This window comes from Microbacterium sp. NPDC080220 (assembly GCF_040686395.1).
Lineage (GTDB): Bacteria > Actinomycetota > Actinomycetes > Actinomycetales > Microbacteriaceae > Microbacterium > Microbacterium gawkjiense.
The window spans coordinates 223,013-236,506 of sequence record NZ_JBFBOP010000004.1 but is presented as its reverse complement, the minus strand read 5'-3'; the positions used below and the strand labels follow the sequence as shown (position 1 = coordinate 236,506).

The 13,494-nt window shown below is 70.7% G+C and carries 12 protein-coding genes; 8 read left to right on the top strand and 4 right to left on the bottom strand.

Features of this window, described 5'->3' with window-relative positions:
- The first annotated feature begins 11 nt into the window (after nucleotides 1-11).
- From AB0P29_RS08840 to mnhG, 7 genes are all read left to right on the top strand, one after another.
- On the top strand, nucleotides 12-1,052 hold the full coding sequence (locus AB0P29_RS08840; RefSeq protein WP_217528949.1) for a LacI family DNA-binding transcriptional regulator: 1,041 nt from the start codon (nucleotides 12-14) through the stop codon (nucleotides 1,050-1,052).
- An 83-nt stretch (nucleotides 1,053-1,135) separates the two neighbouring features.
- Entirely contained in the window at nucleotides 1,136-4,051 is a 2,916-nt protein-coding gene (locus AB0P29_RS08835; RefSeq protein ID WP_363379431.1) for a Na+/H+ antiporter subunit A, read from the top strand.
- The gene (locus AB0P29_RS08830; RefSeq protein WP_064002838.1) at nucleotides 4,048-4,569 is read left to right on the top strand and encodes a Na(+)/H(+) antiporter subunit C; all 522 of its coding nucleotides are present in this window, start codon (nucleotides 4,048-4,050) and stop codon (nucleotides 4,567-4,569) included. Before AB0P29_RS08835 ends, AB0P29_RS08830 begins: the two co-directional genes overlap by 4 nt.
- Nucleotides 4,566-6,137 carry a Na+/H+ antiporter subunit D gene (locus AB0P29_RS08825; protein WP_064002839.1) on the top strand — a complete coding sequence of 524 codons (1,572 nt, stop codon included), beginning with the start codon at nucleotides 4,566-4,568 and terminating at the stop codon, nucleotides 6,135-6,137. Before AB0P29_RS08830 ends, AB0P29_RS08825 begins: the two co-directional genes overlap by 4 nt.
- Nucleotides 6,127-6,726: a Na+/H+ antiporter subunit E gene (locus AB0P29_RS08820; RefSeq protein ID WP_217528953.1), complete on the top strand. Its 600-nt coding sequence runs from the start codon at nucleotides 6,127-6,129 to the stop codon at nucleotides 6,724-6,726. The genes AB0P29_RS08825 and AB0P29_RS08820 overlap by 11 nt, the downstream gene beginning before the upstream one ends.
- Nucleotides 6,723-6,995, top strand: coding sequence for a monovalent cation/H+ antiporter complex subunit F (locus AB0P29_RS08815; protein WP_217528955.1), 273 nt, complete (start codon nucleotides 6,723-6,725; stop codon nucleotides 6,993-6,995). Before AB0P29_RS08820 ends, AB0P29_RS08815 begins: the two co-directional genes overlap by 4 nt.
- Nucleotides 6,992-7,348: a monovalent cation/H(+) antiporter subunit G gene (gene mnhG / locus AB0P29_RS08810; RefSeq protein WP_217528957.1), complete on the top strand. Its 357-nt coding sequence runs from the start codon at nucleotides 6,992-6,994 to the stop codon at nucleotides 7,346-7,348. Before AB0P29_RS08815 ends, mnhG begins: the two co-directional genes overlap by 4 nt.
- Nucleotides 7,349-7,351: 3 nt before the next feature.
- On the opposite strand, the gene AB0P29_RS08805 is transcribed toward mnhG, so the two are convergent.
- From AB0P29_RS08805 to argG, 4 genes are all read right to left on the bottom strand, one after another.
- Entirely contained in the window at nucleotides 7,352-9,247 is a 1,896-nt protein-coding gene (locus tag AB0P29_RS08805; protein WP_363379430.1) for a YhgE/Pip domain-containing protein, read from the bottom strand.
- On the bottom strand, nucleotides 9,244-9,954 hold the full coding sequence (locus AB0P29_RS08800; RefSeq protein WP_363379429.1) for a hypothetical protein: 711 nt from the start codon (nucleotides 9,952-9,954) through the stop codon (nucleotides 9,244-9,246). The genes AB0P29_RS08805 and AB0P29_RS08800 overlap by 4 nt, the downstream gene beginning before the upstream one ends.
- Nucleotides 9,951-10,562 carry a helix-turn-helix domain-containing protein gene (locus AB0P29_RS08795; RefSeq protein ID WP_363379428.1) on the bottom strand — a complete coding sequence of 204 codons (612 nt, stop codon included), beginning with the start codon at nucleotides 10,560-10,562 and terminating at the stop codon, nucleotides 9,951-9,953. Before AB0P29_RS08795 ends, AB0P29_RS08800 begins: the two co-directional genes overlap by 4 nt.
- 151 nt (nucleotides 10,563-10,713) lie before the next feature.
- Nucleotides 10,714-12,156, bottom strand: coding sequence for an argininosuccinate synthase (gene argG, locus AB0P29_RS08790; protein WP_217528967.1), 1,443 nt, complete (start codon nucleotides 12,154-12,156; stop codon nucleotides 10,714-10,716).
- A 348-nt stretch (nucleotides 12,157-12,504) separates the two neighbouring features.
- On the opposite strand from argG, the gene AB0P29_RS08785 reads away from it, so the two are divergent.
- Complete coding sequence (locus AB0P29_RS08785; RefSeq protein WP_253035102.1) at nucleotides 12,505-13,494, top strand: ABC transporter substrate-binding protein; 990 nt, start codon at nucleotides 12,505-12,507, stop codon at nucleotides 13,492-13,494.

Genomic DNA, 13,494 nt, shown 5'->3' with positions numbered 1-13,494 from the left:
ACGATCGAAAGATGAGCAGCCGCCGAGCGACGATCTCCGACGTCGCGCGTGAAGCCGGGGTGTCGGCATCGACGGCATCCGTCGTCTTCAGCGGCAAGGTGTCCGTGTCGGACGCCACCCGCGCCAAAGTGCTGCAAGCGGCCGAGGCCCTCGGGTACAGCGGACCGGATCCGCGGGCGGCATCGCTGCGCACCGGACGTGCCGGCGTCGTCGCCGTGCTCTTCCGCGAGCGCCTCGCGTCCGCGTTCCGCGACCCCGTCACCGCGGCGATGATGGATGGTCTCACCGATGCGCTCGCGCCCATCGGCGCCGGCGTCCTGCTCCTCCACGACGAGGGACCCGTCGAGTCGGCGCCCACGCTCACGACGGCTCCGGTCGACGCCGCGATCCTGCTCGGGTGCAACGAGATCCTGCAGTCCTCGGTCGACGTCCTCGGGCGCCGCGGCATCCCCGTCGTCGTCATCGAGGGCGACGCCGGACCCGACGTGCCGCAGATCCTGCTCGACAACGTCGAAGCCCAGCGCACCGCCGCCGAGCACATGCGCTCGCTCGGACACGAGCGGGTGGCCCTCGTCACGCTGACGAAGGATGCCACGCGCCCCCGCGGCTTCATCGACGACCCCAGCCGAATCGCCGTCGAGGTCACCCGCGACCGCCTGCGCGGCGCGCGGCAGGTCTACCCCGACGCGCCCGCCTACGCCGTCGGGGCGAGCTCGATCGACGAGGGACTCGCCGCCGGTCGCGTCCTGCTGCAGGGGGAGCGGCCCACGGCGATCATCGCGCAGAGCGACCTGCTCGCTGCCGGCGTCATCCGCGCGGCCGAGGAGGCAGGTTTGCGTGTCCCCGAGGACCTCAGCGTGACGGGTTTCGACGGCATCACGGTCGACGGGCTCGCGCCGTACGCCCTGACGACGCTCGTGCAGGACGCGATCGCGAAGGGGCGCGCCGCGGGCGAGGCCGTCGTCGCGATGCTCGAGGGGCGGGACCCGGCATCCCTCACCCTCACCTGCACATTCCGACGAGGGAACACGACCGGTCCGGTACCCGCCTGACCTGGGAACCCGCCGGGCGCCGGCTGGTCGTCAGCCGGTAGACTGGAGTCCTCGACCCCCGCGAATGCACAGAGGAGGCCAGGTTGCTGATCCTCCTCGCCGCGTTCGCGCTCGTGCCCCTCCTCCTTCCGGCACTCGTCGCGCGCCTCGGGTCACGCACCTTCCTCGTCGCGGCCATCGTCCCGATCGCCGCCTTCGTGCACACGGCCTGGCAGACGCCCGCCGTGCTCGCCGGGGATATCCCGTTCGAGACATACACCTGGATCCCGGATCTCGCGGTGCAGGTGTCGATGCGGATGGACGTTCTGTCGTGGGTGATGTCCCTCATCGTCACCGGCGTCGGCGCGCTCGTGATGATCTACTGCCGCTGGTACTTCGCCGGCAAGACCGAGGGCCTCGCGACGTTCTCGGCGGTGCTGCTCGCCTTCGCCGGGGCGATGTACGGGCTGGTGCTGACCGACGACATCGTCGTGCTCATCATGCTCTGGGAGGTCACGAGCGTCCTCTCGTACCTGCTCATCGGCTTCTACCACCGGCGCGGCGCGAGCCGTCGTGCCGCGCTGCAGGCCCTGCTGGTGACGACCCTCGGCGGGCTCGTCATGCTCATCGGCGTCGTCATGCTCGTCGTCCTCTACGGCACGACGAGCATCGCGACGATGCTCGAGACCGGCCCGATCTTCGAGGGCGGCCAGGCCGTCGCCTTGGATGCCGCGACCGTGATGCTGCTCGTGGGTGCGCTCAGCAAGTCGGCCATCTTCCCGTTCCACTTCTGGCTGCCCGGCGCCATGGCCGCGCCGACCCCGGTGAGCGCCTACCTGCACGCCGCCGCCATGGTGAAGGCGGGCATCTACCTCATCGCCCGCTTCGCCCCGGCCTTCGCCGACACCGACCCCTGGCGTCCCATCGTCATCGGACTCGGTGTCTTCACGATGCTGCTCGGCGGCTTCCAGGCGCTGCGGGAGTCCGACCTCAAGCGCATCCTCGCCTTCGGCACCGTCAGCCAGCTCGGCATGCTGACCGTCGTCCTCGGGTACGGCGAACGCAACAGCGCACTCGCCGGTCTCGCCCTGCTCGTCGGGCACGCCCTTTTCAAGTCGGCGCTGTTCCTCGTCGTCGGCGTCATCGACCGCCAGCTCAGCACCCGTGACATCGCGGAGCTCTCGGGCGTCGGTCGGCAGGCGCCCACCCTCGCAACCTTCTCGATCATCGCGATCGCCTCGATGGCGGGGGTCGCCCCGACCGTCGGCTTCGTCGCGAAAGAGGCCGCGCTCACCTCGTTCCTCGAGGGCGGCACCGAGCCGGCGGCCCTCATCCCGCTCGTCGGCATCCTCCTCGGTTCGGCTGTGACGGCGGCGTACGGCATCCGTTTCGTGTGGGGTGCGTTCTGGACGAAGAAGGATGCCGCCGGCGCCCCGCTCGAGCGCACCGAGTGGCCCGACCCGCCGATCGGCTTCCTCATCGCCCCCGTCGTGCTCAGTGGTCTCACCGTGGTGGCCGGTGTGGCTTCGCCCGTGGTCGACTCAGCGATCGCCGGGTATGCCGACGGCATCCCGCTCGAAGAAGGTGGAAAGGCCTACTATCTCGCGCTCTGGCACGGCTGGGAGCCGGCGCTCTTCCTGTCGCTGGGCTCGATCGTCCTCGGCGCCATGCTGTTCTGGGTCACCCAGCGCCGCGCGCTCAAGGCCCGCATCCTCCCGTTCACCGCGAACGACGTCTACAACCTGTCCCTGCGCGGCATCGCCCGCGTCTCGGTCTGGACCACCTCGCTCACCCAGCGCGGCTCGCTGCCGTTCTACGTGGGCACGATCTTCGTCGTGTTCGTCGCGGCGGAGGCCACGGCGCTACTCGCCGGTACGGAATGGCGCATCGCGGTCGACGCGTGGCAGAGCCCGGCCCAGCTGCTGGCGGCACCGGTCATGATCCTCGCCGGTTTCGTCGCGATCCGCGCCCGTAAGCGCTACACCGGGGTCGTGCTCGTCTCGGTGACGGGGCTCGGCATGGTGCTGCTGTTCGCGACGAGCGGTGCCCCCGACCTCGCGCTCACCCAGATCCTGGTCGAGACCGTGACCCTGATCGCCTTCGCCCTGGTGCTGCGCCGCATCCCCGCCCGTCTCGGCGACCACAACGCCTCGGTGCTGCCGGTGGTCCGGGCCGTCATCGGCATCGGTGTCGGCGTCACGATGGCGGCGATCGCCCTCATCGCCACGGGGGCCCGCGTCGCCGACCCCGTCTCGGGCCCGTTCCCCGACCTGGCCTACGAGATCGGACACGGCAAGAACGTGGTCAACGTCACCCTCGTCGACCTCCGCGGCTGGGACACGATGGGGGAGCTCTCGGTGCTCATCCTCGCCGCGACGGGTGTCGCCTCGCTCGTCTTCGTCACGAACCGCTCCGACAGCCGCGTCCTGCCGTCGATGCCGACCAGCACGGGTCGCAGCCGCCGTCCGCTCGTCGAGACGGCCGATGGCCCGCGCCCGCGCTCGACGGCGCCCGGCTCGACCCGGCAGGCCTGGCTCGTCGGCGGGCTGAAGGTCAAGCCCGAGAACCGATCGCTGCTGCTCGAGGTGATCGTCCGCATCCTCTTCCACTCGATCATCGTCGTGTCGGTCTACCTGCTCTTCGCCGGTCACAACCTGCCCGGCGGCGGCTTCGCGGGCGGCCTCGTCGCGGGCATGGCCCTCGTGATGCGCTACGTGGCGGGCGGACGGTGGGAGCTCGGTGCCGCCGCGCCCACCGATGCCGGTCGCCTGCTCGGCGCGGGCATGGTCCTCGCGCTCTCGTGCGCGATCGTGCCCCTGTTCTTCGGCGCCGCACCGCTGACCAGCACCTACTGGAAGGCCGAACTGCCGCTCCTCGGCGAGGTCGAGTTCGTGACCTCGACGATCTTCGACGTCGGCGTCTACCTCGTCGTCATCGGGCTCGTCCTCGACGTGCTGCGGTCGCTCGGCGCCGAGGTCGACCGGCAGACGCAGGCGCAGCGGGAGCGGGTGACCGCATGACCGTTTCGCTCGTCCTCGTCATCATCATGGGGGTGCTGTTCGCCGCCGGGGTGTACGCGATGCTCGAGCGCAGCCTCACGCGCGTCCTCATCGGCTTCCTGCTGCTCGGCAACGCCGCCAACCTCTTCCTGCTCGTCGTCATGGGCGCCCCGGGTGTCGCACCCTTCTACGGCAGCGCCGGCGAGGGGGAGTCCTTCAGCGACCCGCTGCCGCAGGCGCTCTCGTTGACCGCCATCGTCATCACCTTCGCGATCTCGTCCTTCCTGCTCGCCCTCATCTACCGCTCCTGGCAGCTCGGTCAGGCCGACACCGTCACCGACGACGAGGCCGACCGCGAGGTGCGCGAGCGCGGCGCCCGCGACGAGGAGACGATGGACGACGAGATCACGGACGAGGACGACGACGCCACGACCGACTTCATCGGGACGGAGACCTCGCCCATCGTGATCCTCCACGCGCAGGACATCGCCGAACTGCGTGACGACGCCCCGACGGACACCCCGGGAGGCCCGCGATGACCGCGCTCGTCCCGCTCCTGGTCACCCTGCCGCTGCTCGGCGCGGGGATCGCGCTGATTTTCGGCCGCCGCCGCCGCGTGCAGGTGGGCGTCTCGATCGTGACCCTCACGGTCGCCGCCGCCGTCGCGGCCGTGCTGCTGTACTACGTGGATGTGAGCGGGATGCCGCTGGCGGTGTCGGTCGGCGGATGGCCGATCCCGTTCGGCATCGTGCTGTACGTCGACCGCCTCGCGGCGCTGCTCGTGCTCGTCTCGAGCATCGTGCTGCTCGCGGTCCTGCTCTTCTCGGTCGGCCAGGGTGCGGCCGATGGCGACGAGGAGACCCCGGTCTCGATCTTCCACCCGTCGTACCTGATCCTCGCGGCGGGCATCTTCAACGCGTTCATCGCGGGCGACCTCTTCAACCTCTACGTCGGCTTCGAGATCCTGCTAGTCGCGTCGTACGTGCTCATCACGCTCGGGTCCACCGAGTCCCGCATCCGCACCGGCGTCGTCTACATCGTCGTGTCGCTCGTCTCGTCGATCCTCTTCCTCGCCGCGATCGCCGCCATCTACGGCGCGCTCGGCACCGTGAACATGGCCCAGCTGGCGGACCGGATGGGGGAGCTCCCCGACGAGGTGCAGCTCGTCCTTCACCTGATGCTGCTGCTCGCCTTCAGCATCAAGGCGGCGGTCTTCCCGCTGTCGTTCTGGTTGCCCGACTCGTACCCGACCGCGCCGGCGCCGGTCACGGCGGTGTTCGCGGGCCTGCTGACGAAGGTCGGCGTCTACGCGATGATCCGCACCGAGACGCAGATCTTCCGAGAGAACGACGTCAACCAGCTGCTGCTGATCGTGGCGCTCGCGACGATGGTGGTCGGCATCCTCGGCGCCGTCGCGCAGGCCGAGCTCAAACGCATCCTGTCGTTCACACTCGTCAGCCACATCGGTTACATGGTCTTCGGCCTTGCGATCGCGACACCGGAATCCCTCGGCGCCACGATCTACTACATGGTCCACCACATCGTCGTGCAGACCACCCTGTTCCTCGCGGTCGGGCTCGTGGAGCGCCGGGCGGGGTCCACGTCGATCCTCAAGGTGAAGGGGCTCATGAAGGCGGCGCCGGTGCTCGCCGTCCTCTACTTCATCCCCGCCATCAACCTCGGCGGTCTGCCGCCGTTCTCGGGCTTCATCGGCAAGTACGCGCTGTTCAACGCGGCCGCCGAGGTCGGCACGCCGATCATGTACGCCCTCATCGTCGCGGGGATCGTGACCTCGCTCCTGACACTCCTGGCGCTGATGCGCGCGTGGAACCTCGCGTTCTGGCGCGAGGAGGAGGACCACACCGAGGAGTCCGGTGTCGTCGACCGCATCTCGTACCTGGGCGACGCCCCCGCCGCCGGTGTGCAGACCGAGCGCCGCGTCATCCCGCGCATCATGACCGCCTCTACGGCGGGCATGGTGGCCGTCACCGTGGCGCTGACCCTCTTCGCCGGGCCGCTCTACAACCTCTGCGCGAGCATCGGCGCGGCGCTTCCCTACCCCGTGAGCCTCACCCAGTTGCAGGACGAGGTGAACGATGGGAACTGACGTCAAGCGCAGCGCGCTGACCGGCATCTGGCGGCAGCTGCCGTTCTTCCTCTGGCTCATCGCACTCTGGATGCTGCTGTGGGGTCAGTTCACCGTACTCGCCTTCCTGACCGGGACCGTCGTCGCCGTGTTCGTGACGAGCGTCTTCCGTCTGCCTCCGGTCGAGCTCTCCGGACGCCTCAACCCGTGGTGGCTGCTCGTCTTCCTCGTGCAGTTCCTCGGCGCCGTCGTGAAGGGCTCGCTCGTCGTGGCGTGGCAGGTCGTCCGGCCCGGCCGGCAGCCCGGCGCCTCGGTCGTCGCGGTGCCGCTCGTGACCGACGACGACCTGATCATGGCGCACGTCGGGGTCACGGCATCCCTCATCCCCGGTTCGCTCGTCCTCGAGACCGACCGCGACCGCCGCATCCTCTACCTGCACGTCCTCGGCGCCGCGACGGATGCCGAGGTCGACGCGCAGCGGCGGATGGTGCAGCGCTGGGAGGCGCGGATCGTGCGGGCCGTCGGCTCGCCCGTCCAGCTCGAGGCGATCCGCGCGTCGGGCGCCGGCGGCGCCGAGATCCGCACCCGCGTGAAGGAGGAGCGCTCGTGACCACCGCCCTCATCGTCGTCATCTGCGCCGTCTTCGGTGTCGCCGCCCTGCTCACGGTCTGGCGGATCATCGTCGGGCCCTCGATCCTCGACCGCGCCGTCGCCTCCGACGTCCTGCTGACGCTCCTCATCTGCGCGCTCGGCGCCGAGATGGCGATCAACCATCACACGCGGACGCTTCCCGTGCTGCTGATCGTCGCGGCCGTCGGCGTGTTCGGGTCGGTCTCGATCGCGCGGTTCGTCGCCCGCCGGGACGGAGCCGAGCGATGACCGAGATCCTGCACGTCGTGTCGCTCGTCCTCATCCTCGCGGGGGCGCTCCTGTGCCTGACGGCCGCGATCGGACTGCTGCGCCTCCGCGACGTGCCGACCCGCCTGCACGCGGCGACCAAGCCGCAGGTGCTCGGGCTCCTGCTGATCGCCATCGCGGTGGGGATCGAGCTGCAGTCGTGGGCGGTCGTCGCCTTCCTCGTGCCCGTGCTCGTCATCCAGTTCGCGACGGCGCCGCTGTCGGCCCACATGGTCGGGCGCCAGGCGTACCGCAACGGCACCATCGACCGGCGGACCCTGCACGTCGACGAGCTCGCCGACGCGAAGGAGACCCCGCCCGGCGCGGGCGGCTGAGTCTCAGCCGATCAGGCTCGGCTGCAGGTCGCGCATCGTCCGCCGGAACGTCATGCGCGTGACCCCGGCGACGGCGAGCAGCAGGGCGCCGACGAGCCACGTCGCGAGCACCGCGGCATCCGCCCAGGCGCGGCCGGCGACACCGCCGTACATGACCTGCCGCATCGCGTCGACGACGTACCCCATCGGCAGCACGTGGTGCAGGGCCGCCAGCGGCGCCGGCAGCGTCTGCCACGGGAACGTGCCGCCGGCGGTCACGAGCTGCAGCACCATCAGCACGAGGCCCAGGAACTGCCCGACCGACCCCAGCCACACGTTCAGCGCGAGGATGATGGCCGCGAAGGTGGCCGACGCGAGCAGCAGGATGCCGAGGGTCGGCAGCGGATGCGTGAACGAGAAGCCGAGCGCGATCGACAGCACGCCGAACAGCGTCACCATCTGCACCGCGCCGAGGGCGGCCGGCGTCAGCCAACCCGCGATCGCGACGCGGACGGGGGAGCGGAGCGCGGTGACCGCGCGACGGGACACGGGCTTCACGATGAGGAACAGCGCGTAGATGCCGATCCACCCGGCGAGGGCGGCGAAGAACGGGGCGAGTCCGGCGCCGTAGTTCTGCGCCTGGGTGAGCGAGTCCTCGGCGACACCCACCGGGTCGGCGAGGGTCGCCGCCTGCGCGGCGCGGGTCTCGGCACTGTCGTCGGGCAGCTTCTCGGCGCCCGCCTGCAGGGCGTCGCGGAGCGTGCCCGCACCGTCCTCGAGTCGGTGGATGCCGGTGGCCAGCGAGTGCGCGCCGGTGTCGAGTTCGTGGGCCCCGGCATCCGCCGTCGCGATGCCGTCGGCGAGGGTGTGCGCCCCCGTCGCCGCCGTCGCCGCCCCCTTTGCGAGCGTGGAGCTGCCGGCGGCCACCTGGGACGCGCCGTCGTCGAGCGCGTCGATCTGCGAGACGGCCTGCTGCACCCGGGTGTCGAGGTCGTCGACGCGGGTGCCGATGGGGTCGAGGACGTCCAGCACCTTCGCGATCTGCGCGTCGTCGAGTCCCTGGTCGGTCAGCGCGCTCGTGAGGTCGCTGCGGAGGGTGGGGACGGCGGAACTCACCCGGTCGGCGGCCGATCCGACGCGGTCGGCGACGCTGCGGAGTTCCGCGGTGCCGCCCGAGACCTGCGCGGCCCCGGAGGAGAGCGAGCGCAGGCCGTCGGCGAGCGTGTCGACACCCGACGCGAGTTTCGTCGCCCCGCCCTCGAGCTTCGTCGTGCCCGCGGCCAGGGTGCCCGCGCCGTCGGCGAGGGTGTCGGCACCGTCGCCGGCCGTCGTGAGACCGTCGGTCAGGGTGCCGGCGCCGTCGGCGGCGTCGAGGAGCTTCACGCGCACGGTGTTCAGCGCGTCGAGCATCGTCAGGCCGGCTTCGCGGACGACCTTCTCGCTCACGGTGGTGCGGATGCGTTCGACCGCCTGCGTGCCGATCGTCGAGGCGAGGTAGTTGTTGGCGTCGTTCGTCGTCAGGTCGATCTCGGCCTGACGCGGGTCCGCCGACGAGATCGAGGCGACGGCTGCGGTGAAGTCGGCGGGCAGGGTGACGGCGAAGTCGAACGCGCCGTCATCGAGGCCGCGGCGGGCACCGGCGGCATCCACTTCGTGCCAGTCGAAGCTGCCGTCCTCGAGCAGCGAGTCCGCGACCTCGTCGCCGAGGTTTCGGGCGCTGCCGTTGAGCGTCGCGCCCTCGTCGCTGACGACCAGGGCGACCGGCACCTGCGACAGGTTGCCGTACGGGTCCTGGTTCGCCCACAGGTACAGCCCGCCGTAGAGGACGGGCACGAGGATCAGGGCGATGAGGGCGATCACCCGCATGCGGGTGGAGGTGAGCCGCCGCAGCTCGGCGGCGAACAGGGCGGGGATCTTCACGGACGGATGCCTCCGGTCGAAGGGCGAGCGGTGACGGATGCCGGCCGGCGGCGCGCGCGGCGCAGCGCGGCGCCGGCGCGGATCCGCGGCCGACCGACGTGCGCGGGCGCCGCGGGCACGCTCGGGGTGAGCGCGCTCGCCGCGGCCGTCCCGGCGATGACGAGCACGGCGAAGCCGCGGGCGGCGAACTCCTCGGCGATCCGCTGCCAGTGCACGGGATCGCCGCCGTGGCGGTCGGGCGAGACGAGGACGAGAGCCTCGATGCCGCGGCGGAGCGCCGCGAGTTCGAGCAGCATGCGGATGCGGTCGTCCGCCGGGACCTGGCCGAACGGTGTGCGGGTGAGGTGGCGCCAGCCGTGGTCGTCGAGCCAGTGCCGGGCCGACAGGGGGTCGGCGCGACGCCCCGCGAACATGAGCTCCTCCTCGACGACACCGACGACGGCGACGTCGGGGGCCGGGTCGTTGACCTCGGGGGCGTCGACGAGCGCGGCGACGCGGCGGAGCCGACGGGCGCCGGGGTGTCCGCCGAGGGTCACCGTGCCGGCATCCTGACGCATCCGTCCCGTCGCGATGAGACCGAGCACCGAGGGGCGCTGCTCCGTCTCGGCGGTGGCGAGGGTGACACGTCCCGTCTCGAGGATGAGCGAGGTGGGGGGCAGGATGCCGCCGTCCTTGCCCTTCGCGACGGCGTCGAGGGCGATCCTCATGCGCGAGCCTCCGCGAGCACGGCGTCGGCCTCGCGCCACCCGAGCCCCGCGACACCGAGGACCGCGCGGACGGCCACACCGGCGGCATCCGGCCGACTCGAATCCAGCCGCGTGATGACGGTGCGTGCCGCCTCTTCGACGAGGCGCGCGACCGTCGTGACGTGCAGGTCGCCGCGGAGGGTGCCCTCGCAGCGGCCGCGGTCGACGATCTCGAGCACGCGGCGGCGGACCGGCGTGAGGATGGCGGCGGTCTCGCCGACGTGGGAGTCGTCGAGGGCGAGGGCGGCGGCGAACTGCACGTGCGCGGCGCCGTCCCAGAGGGCGAGGGCCAGCCGGGCGAGGGCGAGCGGCGCGGGGCCGTCGTCGTCGACCGTGTCGGCGATGGCGTTGAAGCGCTCGGCGCCGGCGTGAATCATCTCGCGGATGAGCGCGTCGCGGTCGTCGAAGTGGCTGTAGAGGGCGCGGCGGCTGAGGCCCGCGGCACGCGCGATCGTGTCGACGGAGGCGTTCGGGTCGGCCGCCAGGGTCTGTGCCGCAGCCGTGAGCAGGCCGGCGCGGTTGGCGACGGCGTCACGGCGGATGCGGCGGGGAGTAGGGGAGTCGGTCACGGAGCCAGTGTAATTATCCTGCACACATGTGTGCAAGATAATTCAGCCAACCCACAGCGGGCGCTCGTCAACTACTACCTGGACGTGGCTCGTCCGCCGCTCGGGCGAGACCCGTGCCCGGGTCGCGTACCGCCCGCCGCGGGGCTGAGGCTCAGTCGGCGCCGAAGTCGAACGAGGCGGACTCGCCGGCTTCGTCGAAGGCCTCGGCGAGACCCTCGCGCTGCTCGTCGAAGGGCTGCGCGTGACCCGTGATGGCCGCCGCGCCGCCGCGCTCGAGGTCACCGACGAGCTCGCCGGTCGCCCCGCCGATGAGACCGAGCGACACGAAGTGCTCGAGGCGGGCGCGCGAATCGGCGATGTCGAGGTTGCGCATCGTCAGCTGGCCGATGCGGTCGGTCGGGCCGAAGGCGGCATCGCCGACGCGCTCCATCGAGAGCTTCTCGGGCGAGTACGACAGGTTGCGGCTCTCGGTGTTCAGGATCGTGTAGTCCTCGCCGCGACGCAGACGCAGGGTCACGGTGCCGCTGATCGCGGACCCGACCCAGCGCTGGATCGACTCGCGCAGCATGAACGACTGCGGCTCGAGCCAGCGGCCCTCGTACATGAGCCGACCGAGACGCCGGCCCTGCTCGTGGTACGTGGCGAGGGTGTCCTCGTTGAGGATGCCGTTGACCAGGCGCTCGTACGCGATGAACAGCAGCGCCATGCCCGGGGCCTCGTAGATGCCGCGGGACTTCGCCTCGATGATGCGGTTCTCGATCTGGTCGCTCATCCCGAGGCCGTGGCGCCCGCCGATCGCGTTCGCCTCCATGACCAGGGCCACGGCATCCGCGTACTCGACACCGTTGATCGCGACGGGGCGACCCGCCTCGAACGTGATCGACACGTCCTCGGTCGCGATCTCGACCTCGGGGTCCCAGAAGCGGACGCCCATGATCGGCTCGACGATCTCGAGCGACACGTCGAGGTGCTCGAGCGTCTTCGCCTCGTGGGTCGCGCCCCAGATGTTCGCGTCGGTGGAGTACGCCTTCTCGACGGAGTCGCGGTAGGGGAAGCCGTGCGCGACGAGCCACTCGCTCATCTCGGTGCGGCCGCCGAGCTCGGTGACGAAGTCGGCATCCAGCCACGGCTTGTAGATGCGCAGGGCCGGGTTCGCCAGCAGTCCGTAGCGGTAGAACCGCTCGATGTCGTTGCCCTTGTAGGTGGAGCCGTCGCCCCAGATGTCGACGCCGTCCTCCTTCATGGCGCGGACGAGCATCGTGCCCGTCACGGCGCGGCCGATCGGCGTCGTGTTGAAGTAGGTGCGCCCGCCGGAGCGGATGTGGAACGCGCCGCACGAGAGGGCGACGAGGCCCTCTTCGACCATCATCGGCTTGCAGTCGATGAGGCGGGAACCCTCGGCGCCGTACTGCAGGGCACGGCCGGGGATCGATGCGATGTCGTCCTCGTCGTACTGGCCGAGGTCGCCGGTGTAGGTGAACGGGACGGCGCCCTTGTCGCGCATCCAGGCGACCGCGACCGAGGTGTCGAGACCCCCCGAGAAGGCGATGCCGACGCGCTCGCCGACGGGCAGGGACTGGAGGACCTTCGACATGGCCTCCATCCTATCGAGCGGGCGGTCCGCTCCCCGGCGCGGTTACGCGCGGGCGGTTGCGGCGGAGATGCGGGGCGACACGCGGGGGAACGGATGCCGGGGGCCGGTGTGTCGGCGAGAACTTCCGCTCGGCGGGTCGGTGCGCCGGGATGTGAATGCTCACATCCCCTGGGGCCGGGCCGCCGGGCGTCCGGGCAGGTGCAGCCCCGCTCGCCCCCCGTGTTACCGGAATGTTATCGCTCACAATCTAGCGCTGCAAGAAATGTGAAGGCTAACATTCGAGCATCCGAAGGCCAGGGCGGCCCGGAACACCGGCGGTGAGCCGGACCCGAACAAGGAGGTTTTGGGATGAAGAAGAGCGTTTTCGCGGCTGCAGCCATGCTGGGGGCATTCGCGCTGGTCGCAACAGGCTGCGCCGGCGGCGCGGCTCCCGGAGCCGGTGGCAACGGGGGCGGTGGCGGTGACGACGTCATCAAGGTCGGCTTCGCGCAGACCGGGTCGGAGTCGGGGTGGCGTGCCGCCAACACCGAGTCGATGAAGAAGGCCTTCTCGGCAGAGAACGGCTTCGAGCTGATCTTCAACGCGGCCGACAACAAGCAGGAGGCGCAGATCTCCGCCGTCCGCAACTTCATCAACCAGGGTGTCGACGCCATCGTCATCGCCCCCATCACGGTCGACGGCTGGGACGACGTCCTGAAGGAAGCCAAGGATGCCGGGATCCCCGTCATCCTCGAAGACCGCACCGTCTCGGCCAGCGAGGACCTCTACGCCTCGTGGGTCGGCCTCGACTTCGAGCAGGAGGGTCGCACCGCCGGCGAGTGGGTCAAGGAGAACTTCGACGGCAAGGGCGCGAACCTCGTCGTCCTGGAGGGCACGACCGGTTCGTCGGCCGCGCTCGACCGGGCGACGGGCTTCAACGAGGCGATCGAGGGCACAGACATCAACGTGCTCGACTCGCAGACCGGCGACTTCACCCGTGACGGCGGCAAGAAGGTCATGGAGGGCTACCTCCAGAAGTACGGCAAGGACATCAACGTCCTGTTCGCGCACAACGACGACATGGGCCTGGGTGCGCTCGACGCCATCAAGGCCGCCGGTCTGACCCCCGGCAAGGACATCCAGATCGTCACGATCGACGCGGTGAAGGACGGCATGACCGCCCTCGCGAACGGCGAGTTCAACTTCATCGTCGAGTGCAACCCGCTCCTCGGTGACAAGGCCGCCGAACTCGTCAAGGCCGTCGTCGCCGGCGACGAGGTCGAGAAGCGCACGATCGTCGAGGACCAGTCGTTCACGCAGGAGCAGGCCGCCGAGGTCCTCGACTCCCGCCCCTACTGA